The sequence below is a fragment of the Micrococcus lacusdianchii genome, assembly GCF_023155805.1.
GTDB lineage: Bacteria > Actinomycetota > Actinomycetes > Actinomycetales > Micrococcaceae > Micrococcus > Micrococcus lacusdianchii.
In genome coordinates, this window is sequence record NZ_JAKNUW010000024.1 from 1 (window position 1) to 19,474 (window position 19,474).

Annotated in this window: 18 protein-coding genes, 6 pseudogenes and 1 other annotated feature; of the genes and pseudogenes, 11 read left to right on the plus strand and 13 right to left on the minus strand. The window is 68.5% G+C overall.

Annotated elements, in window-relative coordinates; translation table 11 throughout:
- From MA879_RS11145 to ribA, 4 genes and pseudogenes are all read left to right on the plus strand, one after another.
- The coding region (locus tag MA879_RS11145; RefSeq protein WP_248126430.1) for an IS30 family transposase at positions 1-269 on the plus strand (269 nt) is incomplete at its 5' end.
- Between the two features lie 4 nt (positions 270-273).
- Positions 274-576, plus strand: a pseudogene (locus tag MA879_RS11150) (integrase core domain-containing protein); the annotation flags it as partial.
- 27 nt (positions 577-603) lie between these two features.
- Positions 604-855 (plus strand): annotated as a pseudogene (locus tag MA879_RS11155) (alkaline phosphatase PhoX); the annotation flags it as partial.
- Between the two features lie 47 nt (positions 856-902).
- Positions 903-2,336 carry a GTP cyclohydrolase II gene (ribA, locus tag MA879_RS11160; protein ID WP_020621497.1) on the plus strand — a complete coding sequence of 478 codons (1,434 nt, stop codon included), beginning with the start codon at positions 903-905 and terminating at the stop codon, positions 2,334-2,336.
- 48 nt (positions 2,337-2,384) lie between these two features.
- Here the strand turns inward: ribA and MA879_RS12745 are convergent.
- The 5 genes and pseudogenes from MA879_RS12745 to MA879_RS11185 all read right to left on the minus strand — a co-directional run.
- Positions 2,385-3,134, minus strand: a pseudogene (locus tag MA879_RS12745) (lysylphosphatidylglycerol synthase transmembrane domain-containing protein); the annotation flags it as partial.
- Between the two features lie 13 nt (positions 3,135-3,147).
- The gene (locus MA879_RS11170; RefSeq protein ID WP_020621496.1) at positions 3,148-3,972 is read right to left on the minus strand and encodes a class I SAM-dependent methyltransferase; all 825 of its coding nucleotides are present in this window, start codon (positions 3,970-3,972) and stop codon (positions 3,148-3,150) included.
- Positions 3,969-5,111 (minus strand): glycosyltransferase family 4 protein, encoded by a 1,143-nt coding sequence (locus MA879_RS11175; RefSeq protein WP_335342057.1) that lies wholly within the window; start codon positions 5,109-5,111, stop codon positions 3,969-3,971. The genes MA879_RS11170 and MA879_RS11175 overlap by 4 nt, the downstream gene beginning before the upstream one ends.
- Complete coding sequence (locus tag MA879_RS11180) at positions 5,008-5,388, minus strand: 6-pyruvoyl trahydropterin synthase family protein (RefSeq protein ID WP_020621494.1); 381 nt, start codon at positions 5,386-5,388, stop codon at positions 5,008-5,010. Before MA879_RS11180 ends, MA879_RS11175 begins: the two co-directional genes overlap by 104 nt.
- Positions 5,389-5,397: 9 nt before the next feature.
- Positions 5,398-6,402, minus strand: coding sequence for a zinc-dependent alcohol dehydrogenase (locus tag MA879_RS11185; protein ID WP_063188800.1), 1,005 nt, complete (start codon positions 6,400-6,402; stop codon positions 5,398-5,400).
- Between the two features lie 116 nt (positions 6,403-6,518).
- Between MA879_RS11185 and MA879_RS11190 the strand changes: the two genes are divergently transcribed.
- Positions 6,519-7,307 (plus strand): CDP-alcohol phosphatidyltransferase family protein, encoded by a 789-nt coding sequence (locus MA879_RS11190; RefSeq protein ID WP_020628162.1) that lies wholly within the window; start codon positions 6,519-6,521, stop codon positions 7,305-7,307.
- On the opposite strand, the pseudogene MA879_RS11195 reads toward MA879_RS11190, so the two are convergent.
- Positions 7,304-7,441, minus strand: a pseudogene (locus MA879_RS11195) (rRNA methyltransferase); the annotation flags it as partial. The gene MA879_RS11190 and the pseudogene MA879_RS11195 sit on opposite strands and share 4 nt — an antisense overlap.
- Positions 7,442-7,494: 53 nt before the next feature.
- Between MA879_RS11195 and MA879_RS11200 the strand changes: the two are divergent.
- From MA879_RS11200 to MA879_RS11210, 3 genes and pseudogenes are all read left to right on the plus strand, one after another.
- Positions 7,495-8,738, plus strand: a protein-coding gene (locus MA879_RS11200) for an IS3 family transposase (protein WP_248126433.1) whose coding sequence is annotated in 2 segments (ribosomal slippage) — positions 7,495-7,768 and positions 7,768-8,738 — 1,245 coding nt in all. Because the reading frame shifts where the segments join, the coding sequence is not laid out codon by codon here.
- Positions 7,764-7,898: a sequence feature (AL1L pseudoknot), on the plus strand. (Overlaps the previous gene by 135 nt.)
- A 26-nt stretch (positions 8,739-8,764) precedes the next feature.
- Positions 8,765-9,325 (plus strand): annotated as a pseudogene (locus MA879_RS11205) (transposase); the annotation flags it as partial.
- Positions 9,326-9,378: 53 nt separating this feature from the next.
- Complete coding sequence (locus tag MA879_RS11210; RefSeq protein ID WP_248126436.1) at positions 9,379-9,960, plus strand: hypothetical protein; 582 nt, start codon at positions 9,379-9,381, stop codon at positions 9,958-9,960.
- Between the two features lie 94 nt (positions 9,961-10,054).
- Here the strand turns inward: MA879_RS11210 and MA879_RS11215 are convergent, their stop codons facing one another.
- Complete coding sequence (locus tag MA879_RS11215; protein WP_020624524.1) at positions 10,055-10,960, minus strand: LysR family transcriptional regulator; 906 nt, start codon at positions 10,958-10,960, stop codon at positions 10,055-10,057.
- 165 nt (positions 10,961-11,125) lie between these two features.
- On the opposite strand from MA879_RS11215, the gene MA879_RS11220 reads away from it, so the two are divergent.
- Both MA879_RS11220 and MA879_RS11225 read left to right on the plus strand, forming a co-directional pair.
- Positions 11,126-12,175: a TDT family transporter gene (locus MA879_RS11220; protein WP_248126439.1), complete on the plus strand. Its 1,050-nt coding sequence runs from the start codon at positions 11,126-11,128 to the stop codon at positions 12,173-12,175.
- Positions 12,176-12,193: 18 nt separating this feature from the next.
- Entirely contained in the window at positions 12,194-12,760 is a 567-nt protein-coding gene (locus MA879_RS11225) for a uracil-DNA glycosylase family protein (protein WP_235576811.1), read from the plus strand.
- A 66-nt stretch (positions 12,761-12,826) separates the two neighbouring features.
- On the opposite strand, the gene MA879_RS11230 is transcribed toward MA879_RS11225, so the two are convergent.
- The 4 genes from MA879_RS11230 to MA879_RS11245 form a co-directional block, all read right to left on the minus strand.
- A complete protein-coding gene (locus tag MA879_RS11230) occupies positions 12,827-13,285 on the minus strand; it encodes an OsmC family protein (RefSeq protein WP_248126442.1) in 459 nt (152 codons plus the stop codon).
- Positions 13,286-13,353: 68 nt separating this feature from the next.
- A complete protein-coding gene (locus MA879_RS11235; RefSeq protein WP_248126445.1) occupies positions 13,354-14,064 on the minus strand; it encodes an anti-sigma factor family protein in 711 nt (236 codons plus the stop codon).
- Positions 14,061-14,570 (minus strand): sigma-70 family RNA polymerase sigma factor, encoded by a 510-nt coding sequence (locus tag MA879_RS11240; protein WP_248126448.1) that lies wholly within the window; start codon positions 14,568-14,570, stop codon positions 14,061-14,063. The genes MA879_RS11235 and MA879_RS11240 overlap by 4 nt, the downstream gene beginning before the upstream one ends.
- A gap of 150 nt (positions 14,571-14,720) precedes the next feature.
- Positions 14,721-15,242 carry a COG4315 family predicted lipoprotein gene (locus MA879_RS11245; RefSeq protein WP_248126450.1) on the minus strand — a complete coding sequence of 174 codons (522 nt, stop codon included), beginning with the start codon at positions 15,240-15,242 and terminating at the stop codon, positions 14,721-14,723.
- A 161-nt stretch (positions 15,243-15,403) separates the two neighbouring features.
- Between MA879_RS11245 and MA879_RS11250 the strand changes: the two genes are divergently transcribed.
- Entirely contained in the window at positions 15,404-15,976 is a 573-nt protein-coding gene (locus MA879_RS11250) for a recombinase family protein (protein WP_248126454.1), read from the plus strand.
- 39 nt (positions 15,977-16,015) lie between these two features.
- On the opposite strand, the gene MA879_RS11255 is transcribed toward MA879_RS11250, so the two are convergent.
- Both MA879_RS11255 and MA879_RS11260 read right to left on the minus strand, forming a co-directional pair.
- Entirely contained in the window at positions 16,016-18,601 is a 2,586-nt protein-coding gene (locus MA879_RS11255) for a DEAD/DEAH box helicase (protein ID WP_248126457.1), read from the minus strand.
- A 5-nt stretch (positions 18,602-18,606) separates the two neighbouring features.
- Positions 18,607-19,335 (minus strand): annotated as a pseudogene (locus MA879_RS11260) (DNA methyltransferase); the annotation flags it as partial.
- Positions 19,336-19,474 lie beyond the last annotated feature (139 nt).

Below are 19,474 nucleotides of genomic sequence, written 5' to 3' on the forward strand. Positions count from 1 at the left end.
AGTTCACGATGGCCACGGGCACGAAGGTGTTCTTCGCTGACCCCCACTCGCCGTGGCAGCGGCCGACGAACGAGAACACGAACGGGGTGCTGCGGCAGTACTTCCCCAAGGGCACGGACCTGTCGAGGTGGTCGGCCGAGGACCTCGCAGCAGTCGCGTACACGCTGAACAACAGGCCCCGGAAGGTCCTGGACTGGAAGACGCCCGCGGAGGTCTTCGCCGAGCAGCTAAGCTCGCTCTCAACGCACGGTGTTGCAACGACCGGTTGAACCCGCCCAGTACGTCAGCTTGGCGTACTCGGACGCGCTCATCACCGCCGGGGTGACGGCTTCGGTAGGCACCGTGGGCGACTCTTACGACAACGCCCTGGCCGAGACCGTGAACGGGCTCTACAAGGCCGAGCTCATCCACTCCAAGCGGATCTGGGAGTCCGTCGAGGCGGTCGAGCTGGCCACCATGGGGTGGGTGCACTGGTGGAACACGCAGCGTCTCCACGAAGCGCTCGGCTACCGCACTCCAGTGGAGGTCGAGGCGGCCTACACTCACGACCAGGATTCAGCGCCCGTTGCGTCCTGACCTCGGAACGAAACCCAGGGCGCTTCAGTCGCCGTCGAGGGCCGCAATCGCGGCCAGGTGGCACAGTTCCTTTCGGTTCCCCGGGATGCCGAGACCTGCGGGCCGGTCATCCACGACGACGAAGCGATGGTCTTCGTGGCCGTCCAGCACCCCGGTGAGGAGGGTTCCTACACGGATATCCGCTCCGCGTTCCCCGACTACGTTCCCTCCGAGGCCCGCCCGGGCGACGGCGAAGTGCGCGGGCCCCGGCCCTCGATCGTCCAGGTCTACCGAACGTAAATGCGCGCCGACGTGGCCGTGAAGCACCATGCACATAGGCTGGGGCCATGTCTCTCGAATTCAGGACCTCCGAGGAATCGCCAGATGTCACCCGGGTCGTGGCCACCCACCTCCCCACGCGGCATGGGGACTTCGCCCTGCTGGGCTACCGGGATGGCCGCGGCACGGATCATGTGGCCCTCACCTTGGGCGACGTGGCGGCAGACGACGGCGAGCTCCCATTGGTGAGATTGCATTCCGAATGCCTCACCGGCGACGCCCTGGGATCCTACCGGTGCGATTGCGGCGAGCAGCTGGACGCAGCCCTGCAGGCCATCGGCGCTGCGGGGCGCGGGGTGCTCATCTACATTCGCGGCCATGAGGGACGCGGCATCGGGCTCCTGGACAAGCTGAGGGCCTACGCCCTCCAGGACTCCGGCATCGACACCGTGGACGCGAACACGCATTTGGGTTTGCCGGCCGACGCCCGCGATTACGATCAGAGCGCGCAGATACTGCGTGAACTGGGGGTCGGGAAGATCCGGTTGCTCTCCTCGAACCCCGCGAAACAGGAAGCCCTGGAAGCATTGGGCATCCACGTCGAGGCACGGGTGCGGTTGAACGTTGCCGACCGGCCGGAGAACTCGCGGTATCTCTCGACGAAGCGGGCCCGGATGCGCCATGACCTGCCGCCCGAACGCAACGCGTGGGACCTGCTGGCCGGCGCTCGGGTGCCAACAGGTCCCCTGACCCCGCAGGAAGAGGCCCTCGTGCTGCGCTACGGTCCGCTGGTCGAAGCCGGACCCCGCCTCGTGATCGGGCAGCTGGGTCAAAGCCTTGACGGATTCATCGCCTCGCGCACCGGCGATGCCTGCTTCGTCACCGGGGAAGCGGACCGGGAGCACTTGCACCGGTTGCGGGCCCTGGTTGATGCAGTGCTGGTCGGCGCCCAGACCGTGGCGGCAGATGACTGCCAGCTCACGGTCCGTGCGGTCAACGGCGCTGACCCCGCGCGCGTCGTCGTCGATCCACATGCGCGCATCCCGCTGACGGCCAAGGTCCTCACCGACCCACGGAGCCGGACATTGTGGCTGGTCGGCTCCGACGCGTCGGTGCCCGCATCGCTGGCCCCCCATGTGAGCGTGCACCGGCTGGAGACCTCGACGGGCTTCGAACCGGCCGCCATCCTCCAATACCTGGCTGATCAAGGTTTGGGCCGCGTGCTCATCGAAGGCGGCGGCCTGACCGTGTCCGGGTTCCTGCATGCCGGCGTCCTGGACCGCCTCTACCTGACCAGCGCACCGCTATTGGTGGGAGACGGGGTCCCCGGGATTCGTTTCGACGGGGCCGACGCTCTTTCCGGAGCCCTCTCCGCCCCCGTGCGCCGCTTCGTCCTGGGCGATGACGTGTGCACCGAGTTCGATTTCTCCGCCGCCAAGCCGGCGTCGCCGGCTGCCCTGCACCGTGCGGACCAGGAGAACCAGCCCACCGGGCAGGACTGACACCAGCGCCAGGATTCCGTAGGCGATCGACACTTCCACGCCCTGCTGCGCCGCATGGCCCCAGGCCATGAACCCCAACGCCGCGGCGCCTTCACGAGGCCCCCATCCGGCCACGTTGAGTGGAATGGACATTCCGGCCAGGGTGACCGCTGCCAGGTAGGGGATCTGCGCCGGCGGCAGGTCGGGAGACACGGCAAGGCAAGCCAGCAGGAACAATCCGGCGAACGAGCACCAGCCGACAGCCGATAGCCCCCACACCAGCCCGATGTCCCGTACTCCGAGGCGCCGCAACCACGGCCAGGCCGCCGTCGCTGCGACAGCGGCCACGAGCAGGCCAAGCCCACCCAGGCCGGGGCGAACGGCCAGCAGTGCGAAACCTGCGGCGAGGAAGACCACCGAGGTGCCCGCCAACCGCTCGGCGGCCACGACGCCGAGACTGCGCTTGACCATGTCGCGTCGCCGGCCGGCGCCGACGGGGCGCTGTTCGGCTGCCCGGACGACATCTCCCGCCAGCCCCCCAGGCAGGACCGAGTTGATGAACGCGGCCTGCCAGCACCGCTCGGCGGCCGCGCGCCATCCCAATTCGATGCCATGCCTCCGGGCAATCAGCCTCCACCGTTGGGCCTGCACCAGCACACCGATGGAACCCAGGACCAGGGCTCCGACGACTCCCGGCCAGGTGAGGACGCGAACAGCCGCGACAAAGGGGCCCGTGCCGAAGAGCAGGACCACCCATCCGAGGATTCCCGCGGCGACGGCGACTTGCAGCAGGGCCAGGAGCAGTGCCCTGCGGTTCATGGCGCGTGGCCGATCATCCTGGCGGCAGGCAGAGGAGCTCGCGGTGGCGCACCTCCACGTGCAGCCTGCCCTCGTCCGATTGCCCCAAGTGCTCGGCCAACCAGGAATCCACGACGTCCCCCATGTCCGGCGCGCCTTCGATGACGGCCTGCGCCCGGTCGTGCAGGTAGCGGCGCAGCAGTACGTCATCGGCGGGGCCCAGCTTCCAGGGCGATTCCGCGACCTCCACACGCATGCCATCGGCACGGAGCCGGCCGGCGGCATACCCGACGGCGTCGGGCCCGGCCAGCGACCCGCGTCGTTGGTGCTGGTTGAAGGCCCGGGTGATCTGGGCGTCCGCCCAGTGGCCGGGATCCAGGACCACGTCGCCGGTGACGCTGAGGCTGAGCAGGGCCGGCATGCGCCGCTCGGCCAGAAAATCGCAGAAACCGGCTAGCTGGTCCATGGTGAGCAAATCAAGCACCGCCGAGCAAGTGATCAGGCACCGGTCCTGCTCCGCCTCGTCCAGGCTCCCGAGATCCTCGATCCCGGCAGTGACCCGCCTGACGTGTCGCACCCGCGCATCCTGCAGCTGGGAGGGGACGAGTTCCAGCAGGTCCGCGTCGTGGTCCAGCAGCGTCCACTGCTGGCTGAACCGCAGGCGCGGTGCCAGCCAGGCCGGGTTGGCACCGGTGCCGGCGCCGACGTCGATGACGTCCACGGGGCTGTCTGCGCCGGTTTCCGTGAAGTGTTCGGCGAGCGCATCGAGCAGGGGGGCTGAGCCGGCGCGTGCCCGTTCGTCGGCAGGGCGCCTCAGGTCCAGCCAATCACTGGAGATCGGGCGTTCGGGTCGTTTCACGGCGTGAGGATCCGCAGCATCAGGTCTGCCGAGTCGTCCCATGTGGGCAGCATACCGCGCGCACCCTCGGCCGACCGGCGCCAAGCCGCCCGTTGCGCGGGATCGCTCAGCCAACCACGCAGTGCCTCCTCCAGTGCGGCGGTGTCATCAGGGGCCACTGCAATTCCGGGAGGTGCGTGTGGGCCAAGGGCGAGCGCCTCTTCCGCTCCGGTGCCGGCACCGACGATCGCGGGGATGCCTCGGGCCACGGCCTCCGTCACGACCATTCCGAAGGTCTCCGCCCGGGAGACGAGAAGCAACAGGTCGCTCGCGGACCAGATGCGCTCTAGTCCCGGACCGGTCCGGGAACCGAGGACCTGGACCCGGCCGGGAGGGAAGGCGGCCTCGGCGAATAATCGCACGCGCTGGGCGTAGTCGGGATCGGCGGCATCGGGGCCGACCAGCAGTGCCTGCCAGTCCAGTTCGGTGAGTGCCGCCAGGGCCCGCAGGATGGCCAGTTGGTTCTTGCGCGGCGTGACCGATGCCAGCAGCAGCAGCTGGGGCGGGGCGCTCCCGACGGCCAGCGGGGCCTGATCGGTGCCGGGGGACACCACACGGGTCGGGAGCGGGCCGTAACGGTTCACGACGTCTCGTGCGGCCCAGTTACTCGTGCAGATCACGGTGTGTGCCGACTGCAGGGCCCGTCGTTCCAGGGCTGCCGCCCGCCCGCTGCCATCGGGCGGCACGGCGCCATCAACGAGCAGCGACAGGTGGAAGAGGACGTGCACCCGCGTTCCCGACGCGGCGGCGGCCTGGATCTCGTCGGGGGCCGACGACGCGATCAGGCCGTCAACGACCACTTGCTCCCGGCCTGCCAAGGCCGCGCGGAGCCGTTCAAGGTCCCGCGCCTCGGGCCGGGGCCACGGGCCGGGGACCCCGCAGACGGACACGGAGCACCCCGCGGCCTCGAGGGCTCGGATTAGCGCCTTGTTGTAGCGGCTTCCGCCGCTAGGACCAGGCAGCCCCGTCGGGATGATGAACGTCGTTGCCAGCGGTTCATGCGAAGTCGACATCATGCGCTGCCCACGCATCGGGATGCTCCCGCAGCAAGACTTCCATTCCGGCGAACTCCGTGGTGTCGAAGTGGCGGCGCAGCTCATCGCTGATGTGCCCGGCGATGGCTTCAGTGGTGCTCAGCCGACCGGCGAAGGCAGGGTGTTCATCCAGGTTTGTGTAGCGCAAGGGCTCGAGCACCTCGGAAAGCATGGATGTTGCGGCCCCTATATCCATGACGACGGACTGTGGACCGAGCTCCCTACGGCGCCAGGTCACCTCCACCACCAGGGTCGCACCATGAAGGGCCTGGGCAGGGCCGAAGAACGGGTCAGGAAGGCTATGCGCGATCATGACGTGGTCGCGGACGGTCAATCGATACATGTTCCGAGCCTAACCACGCGGGCCGGGATCGGGATAGCGGATGGCCCGGCAAAGCGTCGGCAACTCCCCCTGTGCGAGGCCGGCGATGGCACCGGGCAAGTCCGCGAAGCCGGACTCCCCACTGATCAGGGCATCGAACACCGGGTCCTGGAGCATGTGCATGACCAGGTCCATGCGCGCGGCGTGGGTCCGCCGGTAACGGCGGGCACGACCGATGGTGGAGACCTGGCTGGCGGTGATCCGCAGCCGGCGAGCGTGGAAGCTGGTGCCGAGGGGGACTGCCGGAACATGGGAGCCGAACCACGAAAGTTCGACGAGCTCTCCCTCGTCGCCCAGTCGTTCCAGCCCCTGGGCCAGCCCCGCTTCGGTGGTGGAGGCGTGGTAGATGATGTCGCATTCTGCCTGCAATGCCTCCGGTTCCACGGCCTCGATGCCCATGGCCCGGGCCATGTCCCGCTTCACCGGATCTGTGTCGACCAGCTGAAGTCGGCCCAGGGGGAAGCGGCTCAGCAACACAGCCAGCGAAGCACCGATCATCCCGCCACCGATGACCGCGATACGGTCGCCGATGCACGGTGGGGCATCCCACAGCGCGTTCAATGCCGTTTCCACGGGCCCGGCCAGGACGGCACGCCTGCTGGGGACGTCGTCGGGGATCACCGTCAACGCGTCGACGGGGACAACGTACCGGTCCTGGTGGGGATACAGGCAGAAAGTCCGACGTCCGAGAAGATCGTCCGGCCCCTGTTCGACGACCCCGACGGAGAGGTATCCGTACTTCACCGGAAAGGGAAACTCCCCCTCTTGGAACGGGGCGCGCATCCGTCCGGCGACCTCCGGAGGCACTTCTCCGCGGTACACCAGCATCTCGGTCCCCCGGCTCACCCCGGAGTAGAGGCTGCGCACCAGCGCTTCTCCCACCCCCGGAGGCCGCAGCCGGGCGCGTCGGAATTCCCCGGCGCCGGGTGCCGTTGTCCAATAGGCGGTGCTGTCCATCGACTGCGGTGAATCCATGCTCCGATTATGCCCGGATACCGGACGGCTCCGGCCCCGGACGCACCCGCGAGGCCTGGGGCGGGCTGGGCGTCGGTAGACTCGCCAGGAGATACCCCCGATCACCGAGGAATCTGATGCGCCATCCGACGACGCCGTTCCGGCGACAGGCGATGGTCGATGTACTCTGCACCGTCGTGGGCTCCGTGGGGCTGGGCGTCACGCTCGTCCACTTCGGCAAGACGTCTGCCTGGGGCAGCGTCGCCGCCATCGCCAGCGGCTTGACCCTGGTCTCGGTCGCCGTGGTGACCATGGTGCGGCGCAACCCCCTGTTCTCCACCCTGGCCGACCGTGTCACCCTAAGCCGGGCGGTGCTCGGCGGCGGTTGCGCGACGATCGTCATGCTGGCCGCCCTCGACACGGCTCCGCATCGTTCCTGGTGGCTGGTCCTGTTGGCGGCACCCGCCGTCCTGCTGGACGCCGTCGACGGCAGGGTGGCCCGGCACACCGGCACCGCCTCGGCCCAGGGGTCGCGTCTGGACATGGAAACCGACGCCGCCTTGCTGCTGGTGCTCACGGTGCCCCTGGCCTTCACCATCGGCCCCTGGGTCCTGGCCATCGGCCTGATGCGATATGCCTTCGTCGTCCTGTCGTGGTTCCGGCCCGCATGGCGGGAGCCCCTGGATTTCAGCCAATTCCGCCGGGTCGTCGCAGCGATACAGGCGGTGGTCCTGGTGGTGGCGCTGGTCCCCGTGGTTCCCCTCACGGGAGCCTGCATCATCCTGGCACTCAGCTTGGCGTTGCTGCTCACGTCCTTCCTGCGCGACATCATCACCCTGGAACGCGGGACATCCTCGCGCGGGGACCGTGAGCCGACCCGGGTCGGGAGGACCTGCTCCTCCCACGCCGACCTGTCGGATGGTTAGCGCAGCACTTGCCCGAAGGCGTGCCGGCGGATCCAGGCATGCATGGCAATGGCCGCCGCGGAGGCGGCGTTGATGGACCGGGTGGAACCGAACTGCTCGATGCTCAGGGTGGTGGTTGCCGCCGCGTGCACTTTGAAGCGTCCCGGGTGTGATGCCGCTTCCTTTCGAGTTCGAGAGGATGTTGTTCATGCCGAAGAAGTTCGATCCCGAGGTGAAGGACCGCGCGGTGCGGATGGTCCTGGACCGTGTCGAGGAAGCCGGGTCAGTCACGAAGGCCGTGGCTTTGGTGTCGCCGAAGGTCGACGTGGGGCGCGAGACCTTGCGCCGCTGGGTCTGTCAGCACCGCGTCGACGCCGGCCTCAAGGACGGGCCGACCAGCGATGACCTGGCCGAGCTCAAGCGCCTGCGCGGCGAGGTCAAGCGATTGCGGGAGGACAACGAGATCCTGCGCAAGGCCTCGATTTTCTTCGCGGGGGAGCTCGACCCCCGCAACCGATGATCATGGGATTCATCGATCAGATGCGCGCCAAGGGGCATGCGGTCGAGTCGATCTGCAGGGTGCTCCGTCAGGAGGGCTGTCAGATCGCCGCACGCACCTACCGGGCGTGGCGCCGCCGCAGCGCGTCGGCTCGTGACACGTCCGACGCGGTCCTGCTCAACGTCCTGCACGACCTTGTCGGCACCCCGGAAGGGCTGTACGGGCGTCGGAAGATGACCGCGTGGCTGCGTCGAGAAGGTCACCAGGTCGGCGCCGGTCGTGTGGACCGGCTCATGCGGGTTGCGGGGATGAACGGTGTGCGTCGAGGCAGGCCAGTGCGCACCACCGTCCCGGCCAAGGACGGCTGCCGTGCCGGTGACCTGCTCAATCGAGACTTCACCGCGGCCGCGCCGAACACGAAGTGGGTCGCGGACTTCACCTATGTGCGCACGTGGGCGGGCTTCGTATACGTCGCGTTCGTGCTGGACTGCTACTCGCAGAGAATCCTCGCCTGGCATGCCGCGACGGCCAAGACGACCCCGCTGGTCCTGACCCCGCTGCGGATCGCGTTGTGGGACCGTGACCGGCACGGGCACCCTGTGCAGCCCGGCGAGCTGATCGCGCACAGCGATGCCGGGTCGCAGTACACGAGCCTTCGCTTCGCCGAGCACCTGGCCGCCGAGGGCATCGCCGCGTCCATCGGGACCGTCGCCGATGCGTATGACAACGCGCTCATGGAATGCGTCATCGGTTTGTACAAGACCGAGCGCATCATCACCACGATCTTCCACAACGGCCCGTACAAGACCATCGCCGACGTCGAGTACGCCACCGCCGGATGGGTCGAGTGGTACAACAATCGAAGGCTCCACTCGTCCCTGGCTATGACCACCCCGGCCCAGTACGAGACTGCCTACTACGCCGCCCTCAACCGAGAGCTGGCACCCACATAGGAGCGGCACGAAACCCGGGACGCTTCACTTCTGACGCCCACACCGGACTCAAGGACGCCATCGCGGCGAACCTGCCCGGAGCGACGTGGCAGCGCTGCCGCACCCATTACGCGGCGAACCTGATGGGCATCACCCCGAAGAACATGTGGCCGGCCGTGAAAGCCATGCTGCACTCGGTCTATGACCAGCCCGATGCGGCCAGCGTGCACGCGCAGTTCGACCGGCTCCTGGACTACGTGAGCGAGAAGCTGCCCACCGTGGCTGAGCACCTCGACGCCGCCCGGGCGGACATCCTGGCCTTCACCACGTTCCCGAAGGACGTCTGGACGCAGGTCTGGTCGAACAACCCGGCCGAGCGGCTCAACCGGGAGATCCGCCGTCGCACCGACGCGGTGGGCATCTTCCCCAACCGGGCGGCCATCGTCAGGCTAGTGGGTGCGGTGCTGGCCGAGCAGACCGATGAATGGGCCGAGGGTCGACGCTACCTCGGTCTCGAAGTCCTGGCCCGCTGCAGGCACACCACCGTGACCAACACCGGAGACGAGGTGGACCCCGACACCGAACTCACCCTCGGCCTCAGCGCCTGACCCCCATGAAGGATCAGACCGCTACACCATCACGAGGGGCTTGACCCTGGGTCGTGGGGCTGCTGCTCGTGCAACGCTCCGGCAAGCACCTCCCCTGGCACGAGGACGGGCGGGCCCCCGACGCGACAGCATCCCCCGCGAAGAAGAAGACGCACCCGATGAGCACACGCAAGGCCACCATCGTGTTCACGATCTCCGCAGCGGCGACCCTCCTCGCCGGTGTCGTGCTCGAGCGCGCCGGTGACGCGGCATCCTCGCAGCTCGGTCTCTCAGGGGTGCTGTTCGGAGCCACCGTGCTCGCTCTCGCCACCTCCCTCCCCGAGATCTCAACCGGGCTGCAAGCCATCAAGCAGGGCGACAACAACCTCGCCATCAGCGACATCTTCGGCGGCAACGCCTTCCTCCCCGTCCTGTTCCTCGTCGCCACCGTCCTCTCCGGCACCGCAGTCCTCCCGCAGGCGAACTCGTCCGACATCTACCTCACCGCTCTCGCCGCCCTGCTCACCCTCGTCTACATCGTCGGACTGATCTTCCGACCCACCCGCCGCATCGCCGGAATGGGAATCGACTCGTTGATCGTGCTCGCGCTCTACACCGTCGGCATCGGCGGGCTCTTCGCCATCACCGCGAAATGACGTCCGTGCCGCCGTGTGCAGATTGACCAGATCGCTGCAGCTCGAGCAGACACGGCCGCTGGCGTGATCGGCGTTGCGACGAGCCGTGCACCGGTCAGCGCATCTCGTGCGCGATCTCCAGGAACGCCGCCGCGGACGACCCGATGCGATCGGACCAGATGGCGCGGAGGGGTCGCACGAGTGCTGGTCCGCGGAGGGGCACTCGTATCAGTGAGCGCGCGGCGAGATCTGTTTCGACGGTGAGGATGCTCATGACTGCGGGCGCGATGCCGGCGCGGGCGTTCGCTCGGATGATCGCCGTCGTTTCAAGGATCGCGGCGGGAGTCGTGAGTGCGAGCCCGGCGTCGTGGAGCCATGCTTCGAGGGTCGTCCGGGTGCCGGAGCCTTCCTCTCGTGTCAGCAGTGCGGTGCCGGCCAAGTCCTCGGCGCTGATACTCGCCGCGCGTGCCCAGGGGTGGTCGGGTGCCACGACGACAGCGAGTTCGTCCTCCGTGACCACGTCAGAGGAGAGCGTGGCCGTGGACGCTGGTGTCTCGACGAATCCGAGTTGCGCGGCACCGGATCTCACGAGCTCTGTGACCGTGGCTGAATTGCCGGCGATCAGCTGCACACTCACCTCGGGTGTGCGCTGTCGGAATTCGAGGAGCCAGCGTGGGAGCAGCAGTTCGGCGATGGTCTGCGACGCCGCGAGAACCAGTGAGCCGGTCGGCTGTCGCAGTGCTGCCGCGCCCGCCTCGAGGCGGCGGGACGCCTCGAGGACCGGGCCGGCCAGCTCGAGCACGAGCCGGCCCGCGTCGGTCATCAGGGACCCGGTCGGAGAGCGGCGCACGAGCGGCTGCCCGATGGCGCGCTCCGCGACCCGCAGACGCGCCGAGACGGCCTGCTGGGTGACGCCGAGGTCTTCGGCAGCGCGGGAGAGCGAGCCCGCCTCGGCGATGCGCTCGAGCACCTCCAGCGTGTCGAGATCCAGGATCCGGTCCGTCAATCGCCGCGTCGCCACAAGCACTCATTGTGCCCCGCCAAGACGATCGCTGTATCGGCTGGTGCCGGCGATGCTCAGGCTGGAGGCATGACAACTTTCTCCCCCGCCCGCGCATCTTCCTCGATCGGGCATCCTCCGCGGTCGAGGCGCTTGTTCCGGGAGTTGGAGCATCCGGGACTGATCGTGTCGAACCTGACGCCGAACTGGTTCGCGTCGATCATGGGCACCGGCATCGTCGCGGTCGCCGCCGCGTCCCTGCCACTCCAGTTCCCCGGACTCCGCACCGGGGCCACCGTCGTCTGGGCGATCGCCGCGCTGACGGTCGCGACCGGGCTGCACTGGGTCCGCTACCGCGGTACAGCGGTGAGGCACCACCTGAATCCCGTGCTCTCGCACTTCTACGGCGCGCCGCCCATGGCGTTTCTCACTGTCGGCGCGGGAACCCTCCTCCTCGGCAAGGACTGGATCGGCCTGCCCGCCGCTGTCACCATCGACTGGGTGCTCTGGGGCGCGGGGACTCTCGGCGGGCTGGTGACGGCGGTCCTGGTGCCCTACCTCGCGTTCACCCGGCATGAGAACAAGCCCGATTCGGCGTTCGGCGGCTGGCTGATGCCGATCGTTCCGCCGATGGTGTCCGCTTCCACCGGCGCACTGCTGCTGCCGTACGCGCCCGCCGGGCAAGCGCGGGAGACGCTCCTGTGGTCCTGCTACGGCTTCTTCGGCCTCAGCCTGGTCGCGTCGCTGGTGGTGATCACCCTGATCTGGAACCGGCTCGCGCAGCACAAGGTCGGAGCGGCGGGGATGGTGCCGACGCTGTGGATCGTCCTCGGTCCGGTCGGACAGTCGATCACCGCCGTGAATCTGCTCGCCTCGAACGCGCCCACCGTCGTGGACGCCGGCATGGCGCGTGCGCTGCTGGTCGTGGCTCTGGTGTACGGCTTCGCGATGCTCGGCTTCGCACTGCTCTGGACCGTCATCGCCCTCGCGATCACCCTCCGCACCGCGAAGGAGCACCTGCCGTTCAGCCTGACGTGGTGGTCGTTCACGTTCCCCGTCGGCACCTGCGTCACCGGACTGAACGGCCTCGCCCTGCACTCCGGTCTCACGGTTGTCGCCGGCCTCGCGGTGCTCTACTACGTCGGCCTGGTCGCCGCGTGGATCATCGTCGCCGCCCGCACGTTCCACGGTTCCGTGATCCGCGGAACCCTGCTCGCACCACCGCGGCCGGCCTGACCGGGATCGAGGACCATCGTGGATGTCCGAAGCCTGAACGCCCTCGCCGAGACCTGGCGGAGTACCGCGGACGCGACCGGACGCTTCGTTCCGGGCTTCGATCCCTGCTCCGGCGGCACCGCCAGTCGCGTCCTGGTGCTGATGCAGTCACCCGGCCCTCGGACGATCGCCGCGGGATCCGCTGCCGTCTGCAGCGAGGACAACCTCGGGCCCACCGCCGCCGCGTTCCGGGCGGCCCGAATCGAGTCCGGACTCTCCCGCGACCACTACCTCCGATGGAACCTCATCCCGTGGGAGATCCCTGGCCGCGTCCGCCCCGCGGACATCGAGGAGGGTCGGCTCGCGCTCGGTGAGCTGCTGGAGCTGCTGCCCGCGCTCGGCGCCGTCGTCACCTACGGGACCGTGGCGCTCGACGGGGTCATGCGCTATCTGACCCTGCACGATGATCCCCGTGTCGTCCCCGTACTCGCGGCACCGCACCCCTCACCGGCCAACGGACGTCACCGCGCCGACCAGCACCTCCGCTCCGTGAACGCGCTCCGCCTCGCGAATCGTCTCGGATCCGGTCGGCGAATCGCAGACTGACGGCACTGAAGGGAGACGTCCGCGGCTCGGTCGGCACCGGTCGTCGTGACCGATGAGGCGCTGATCTCAGACGGTCCCCGTCCTCGGACCGCTGACGGGAGCGGCCGGGTCGTCCACGACGTCGACGGTGTACGCCGCGCCGTGCTCGAGCGTGTGGCCGACGGTGCACTGGCGATCCACGGCCCGGTGGGTGCGTTCGGACAGTGAGGCGATCCGCTCGGGATCGAGCGCCGACAGGTCGGCGCGGATCACGGCGGTGATCGAGTCGTAGCGGTCCTCACCCTCGGGCTTGGTCGCGGTGATGTCGGTGGTCGCTTCGAAGTCGGCTCCGAGCCGGCTGGCGAGGATGTGGTCCGAGGAGAGCATGCCGCAGGCGGCGAGGGCGAGGTGCAGCAGCTCGCCGGGCGAGAACACGCCGTCGGCGTCCGACCCGCCGATGCGGACCTCGGCTCCTCGCGCGTTGCGGCCGATGAAGCTTCTCGGGCCCTCGCGGGTGATGTGCAGCGGTGTGGTCTCGGTGCTCATGGTCTGCTCCTGTCCTGTGTCCGCGGCACCGCGGGCAGTGCCGGTGTCTCCTGCGGGTGGGCGGTGTCTCAGATGTCGGTGCGGACGAGGGGGGAGTTCGTGCCGCGGACCCTGATGTCGACGCCGGTGATCTCCGACCGGGCGATGCCCGTGGACGCCACCAGGTCGACGGCGCGCTGCCCGGCCGCCGTCCAGGTGGCGACGGTGATCGTGCTGCCGTCTGTGCGGGTGATCACGAGTTCGTACTCCGCGTCGGCGGGCGCATCACCACTGTAGGTGCAGCTCCACTCCAGCCGGGTGCCCCACGGCTTCCCCTCGACCTGGATGTCCGCAGCGAGAGCGGGATCGGCCGCGATCGGGTCCATCGGTTCGAGGGTCGCCTCGCTCGCCACGGGAGCACCCGCGATGCCCGTGCCGAGAGCGACGCCTCCGAGGACGGAGGCGGTGACGGCGGCCGCGACGGCGAGGGACGTCACCAGCCGGCGCCGACGTCGGCGCGTCCGGACACGGTGGGCGATGGCGGGCAGCGTCGCCATCGACGGCGGCGCCTCCTCGCCGTCGTCCGATGGGCTGATGGCGAGAGCGTCCTCGACGGAGAGGCGACCGACGATGCCGGGCAGTCCTGCCAGCTCTGCCACGGCCGCGCGGCAGGCCGCGCAGCCGCTGAGGTGCTGCTCGTACTCGAGTCGCTGATCCGCGGGGAGAGCGCCGAGGACGTAGGACGCGTCCCAGTCGCGATACTCGTCCTCCGTCGCAGAGCTTCCGTGGTGGTCGTTCATCGGGTGACGCCCCTTTCCTGCAGAGCCAGTCGCAGTCCGCGCAGTCCGTAGTGCAATCGAGATTTCGCTGTTCCCTCGGGGATGGAGTGCCGGCGGGCAATCTCGGGGACGGTGTGTCCGAGGAAGTACGCGTCCACCACGATCTGACGATGCTCCACCGACAGCGATGCGAGAGCGTCGGCGACGAGGATGCTGTCCAGGACTGCGTCGGTGCGATCGGGGACGGCGCCGCCGCCGTCCTCGTCCTTCGTCGGCACTTCGCGTCGGCTCCGAGCGGATCGGGCGTCGTCGATGACGAGGTTGCGGGCGACGGTGAACAGCCACGCGCGAGCGGCGTCGGCGTCGCGTTCGAGGACCTGCGGGCGCTGCCAGGCCCGGACCATCGTCTCCTGCACGACGTCCTCCGTCAGCGCCGCGTTCCGAGTGAGGTTCTGCACGAAGCGCCGCAAGGCCGGGCCGTGACTCTCGTACAACGCCGCCAGGAGCTCATCGACGGGGCGGGGCACAACGCTCACCGCCTCGAAGCGCCACGGCGCGCTCCCTCATCACGGTTGCTGCGATCACTGCCGGTCATCCCTTCCGTCCTTGCCTGTTGAGAACCGGCGACCCGTCCGGACGATGCGCTTCGCTGCGTGCGGGGACGGGTCGCCGTCGCATCAGGACGCCGGGGTGGCGGTGCTCATGGCCGCGGCTTCCTTGTTCATCGTGCCGTCAGGGAGGAGGACGTACCAGGCGTCCTTCACACCCTGCCCGTTGACCTGGCCCGGCGCGGTGTCCTTCGCGAACCGGTAGACCGGCCATCCGTCGACGGTCAGCTGGGTCGTCCCGTCGGTGCGCGTGATCGAGCCGACCTCTCCGGTGATCCCGTCGGCGGCGGTCGTGCTGGACGCCGACACGGCCGGCCAGGTCGTGGCGCACTCGTCGTAGCAGCTGCTGCTGCCCGAGTTCTGCGTGTCCTTCATGAACGTGTAGACGGTGTAGCCGGTCTCGTCCGTGATGATCTCGCCCAGCGGCGAGGACGCCGTCGTGAGAGCTGCCGTCTCAGCGGAGGCGGTCGCGGTGGCGGAGGCCATCGCGGTGGCGGAGGGGCTGTCGGCCGGCGCTTCCGACGAGGCGGCCGAGTCGGCGGCCGTCGAGCATCCGGCGAGAAGGACGGCGGCGAACGCCGCAGTGGTCACAGTGGTCCCCGCGCAGACCGAGGCGAACGAGCACGCAGACCGCGCGGAGGCGGCGTCCACGCAGGTATACCCCTTTACACGCCCTGCCCGCCCACGAGACCATCACGTCAGAGACGGTCCCAAACCAGGCCGTTAGACAGAAGTGTCGGAGGGTCTAAGACGTGGTTGGACAGACTGTGGCCTATGTGCGGGTCAGCTCGGCCGAGCAGAACCTGGATCGTCAGCTCGAGGCGGTGGGGGAGTGCGACCGGATCTTCGAAGACAAGATCTCCGGCAGCTCCCGAGCTAAGCGCACCGGGTTGGCTGGGCTGATGAAGTACGTCCGCGAGGGGGACCTGGTGAAGGTCGCCTCGATGGACCGGCTCGGCCGGGACACCCGGGACCTCTACGCGATCGTGGACGAGCTCACCGACAAGGGGTGCGCGGTCCAGTTCGTGTCCGAGCGGATCACCGTGGACAAGTCCGGCACCTCCCCGGTGGATGGGCTCATGCTGGGCATCCTGGCGGCGTTCGCTGAGTTCGAGCGCCGGCGGATCAAGGAGCGTCAGGCCGAAGGCATCGCCCTAGCCAAGGCCCGCGGCAAGTACGTCCAGGCCCCGAAGCTCTCGGACACCGACGTGGAGCAGGCGCGCGTGATGATTCAGATGGGGCTCCCGAAGGCCGAAGTGGCGCGCACGTTCGGGGTGAGCCGGCAGACCCTGTACACCTCGTTGCGCCGGCAAGCCTCAGACTGAACCCCATCCTCGGCCTCCGACACCACCTGGGTTTCTGCTTTAGTACGCGGGCGCGGCCTTGTACAGGGATTCAGCGTCTTGGGCTGCGTGGACGCCGGCCTGGACGACGTCGTTCTTCATGTCCAGCACCCGCAGCTGGCCGTCGATCTGCGCGACGGCTTCGATCCGGCCGAAGGCATCCCCGTGGGCCTGGGCGTACTCGGCCAGGCCCCGCAGTTTGGGCAAGGCGTCGGCCAGGTGCGTGCCGTGGGGGTCCACGATGTCCGCGCGGATCGTGCCGTCCTGGTTGGCGTGGAAGAAGAGGAAGTCCGGTCGTAGCGCCTGCCACTGGCCGGTGCCGTCCTGGAACGGGATCGCAAAAGACTGCTTGGAGGCCCGGGAGGGGTTGCGGTACCAACCCCGGAAGGAGGGCTCGGCTGCTTCGGAGTCCAGCACCTGCTGCTCCCAGGCGTTCAGATCCACAGGTGCGGTGCCGTCCTCGGCGGCCATCAAATGCAGGGTGCGTCTCTGCAGAGGACGCTCGCTGCCATCAGGGAGGCGTTCCTGCTGGTCGGCCTGGGTCAGCTTCGGGCGGGTCAGGTCCACACGTTCAGGCCGACGGGCCATCTCCCGCACCCGGTCGTACACTGCCTGGCGCTCATCGGTCAGGCCGTTGATCTGCACGCGGTACTGGCTCAGCCAGTCCTGCACGAGCTTGTCGGCCTTGGCCTCCAGGTCGGCGACGACCTCGGAGGTGCGGGCCAGGGAGGCGATGATGATGTCTCCTTCGCGCAGGTCGAGATCCTCTTCGTCCTCGGGGACGATGTGATCGATGTAGGCCCCGGCGATCCAGCCGGTGAGGGTGCGAGCCGCCGCGGCCGCGGCCTCCTCGATGGCCCGGTCATCGGCCAGCAGTTCCAGGCTGGTGGTGCTCAGGGTTGTGGTTCCCAGTCGGCCGGTCAGCCGTTGGGCCGACAGGGTGAGCACATCCTGGCGGGCCGCGGCGATCTGCTCGGAGTACTGGACCCTGCATCCGTCCAGGAGCTTGCACATTGTGTGCGCGGCGGTCTTGACCGCCCCGGGCAGCAGCTCGTCGTGGGAGAGGGCGTTGGCCAGGATGTCCAGGCGCTTGAGGGGTTTGGTGGCGCCCTGGGGGATGTTCATGGAGGGCAGGGCGTCGAACACCGCCCACACGTCTTCTCCCATCGCCGGGTTCGGTGTCAGGGTGACCGGGTCGAACAGCACCCGCCGGGCGGCTGCGCCGGCGGGGTCGGAAGTGGTGTCGTCCATGTCGGACTGTCCGCGCATCAAGGTTTGGGCGATGGCGGTGGAGGTGGTCTTGTCGAAGTGGGGCAGGAAGCAGTCGATGGAGTTGAGCACCTCGTTGCCTGGGATGCGTCGGGCCAGGGGGGTGCGGACCATCCGGCCCAGCAGCTGGTGGACGTAGGTGGCGTCCTTGTAGGTGCGGAAGGACATCAGCACTTCCGCCCTGGGGCAGTCCCATCCGGTGGAGATCGCCTCCATGGCCAGCAGCACCCGGATGTGCGTGGTTTCCTGCACGCGCTGTGGGGCGATGTAGTTGACGATCTGGCCGGGCAGGTGGCGGTCGGTGTGGGTGCCGAAGACGTGGGCGATGTCCTGGGGCCGTAGCTCGGGCCACTCCTGGTGGATGACATCCAGGATTCGCGAGAGGTGCTCGTCGCTGGGTTTGTCTGCGACCTGCACGACCAGTAGCGGCACCACCGGGTTCGGTTCGCCCTGCTCGGCGGCATAGGCGGCCCAGGCTCTGGTGGAAGCCTTCGTGCGGGCCACGGCCTCGCGCAACAGCGTGGTGTCGAAGGCGCCGGCTTTCTCGGGGATGGTGAGGACCACATCGTCCTTGAGTAGCCCGGAGGCCTGCACGAGCGCGGGGTCGACCTGCACGGGGGAGAGTGCGTCCCGGTCGGTGGCGTGGGCCATGGCCTGGGTGAAGCGTTCTACGGTGGCGGAGATCCCGAGCACGATCGGCATGGCCGGGGCCAGGGCGGTGCCGTTGATCAGGCGCTGGACGATGGTGGCCCGTTCCTGGTCGTTCTTCTTGGTGGTCTTCATGCCCCGGTGGGCCTCGTCCAGGATGAAGTACAGGGTTCGTCCGGGGGTGGCCACGGTGTTGGCGATGACGTCGTAGATGGTCCGCTGGGCCATGTCGGGGGCGGCCATCACCGGGGTGGCGGCGTTGGCGGGGTCCTGGGTACCGCGCACCAGGCGGGCCCCGTCGCGCAGCTTCTGGGCGTTGAGGAAGTACACCTGGCCGGGGGCGAAGGTGGTCTCGGCGAAGGAGTTCTCCACGGTGCGCAGCCGACCGTCGAGCTCGGAGGATGCGGCGTGGATCCGGGCGCGGGACTGATCATTCAGGTCCGGGTCATCGGAGAACCAGAGCACAGTGGCCCCAGGATCGGGGGCGATGTCCTCGGTGTACTGGTCGGAACCGAAGAACAGGGCCTCGATGATGGCCGCGGCCATCACCGTCTTGCCAGCCCCGGTGGCCGCGGCCAGGGAAAACTGGGACAGGACCCCGTCGTCCTGGTAGTTCTTCCTGGCCCGATGCAGCCGGTTCAGGACCTGCTCGACGGCTTGGGCCTGGTAGTCCTTGAGGGTGTAACGCATGGGGGTCAGGCCCTCCGGTTGATCTGGAAGTTGTGCAGGTAGGACTCGTACAGGCGCACCGGCGTGGTGTGTCCAGGCAGCTGCCGGGCCACGGACTGGAAGGCCGCCTCGGAGTCGGTCACGATGAACGCCATCCCCACCTGGGGGTCAGCCTCCAGAGCGGCCAAAAACTCGGGGGCATGGTCCATGTCCTCGAGCACCCCGTAGGCCTGAGCCACATCCCAGCCTTGTTCCGGAAGGCTGGAGATGATCCGACCGCGAGAGCCGGCCTTGAGCCAGAGCATCGGCGCGACCCGAGCGAAGGCACGGTTGCGACGCACCTGCCGGGGCGCCTCATAGGTCAGAGTGAAGAACGCCGCGTTCTCCTCGAAGCCCTCGGCCATGGGGAACTCGTCAGTGAACTTGTACTCGCCCTTGATCGGGTCCCCGGCCGGAGTCCTACCGATGATCGCAGCGGTCACGCGGGGCTTGGTGACGTAGTCGCAGATGCCCCACTGCTCCCACTCCGCATCCCCGGGACGAAGCCCCTTCTTCCACAGGCCCTTCTGCTCCTCGGCGGACACCTCGTTGTTCGTCACGGAGATGCACTGACGACGCCCGCCGTCCTGCTTGTTCAGACGCATGACGGCATGTGCAGTGGTTCCGGAGCCGGAGAAGAAGTCGAGAATGACCGCCCCGGGCTTCTCCGCGACGAAGAACTTGATGCAGTCCTCGACCGCATAGAGAGACTTGGGGAAAGGAAATGCGGCTCTTCACGAACGAGGGTGTAGTCGGTTGAGCGCGTCGGTGGCCGGGTAGGGGTCGAGGTCTCCCGGATGATGGAAGTTCTTCACGCTCGCCATCCCGAAAGACCTCGACGTGCTCCACCCTACT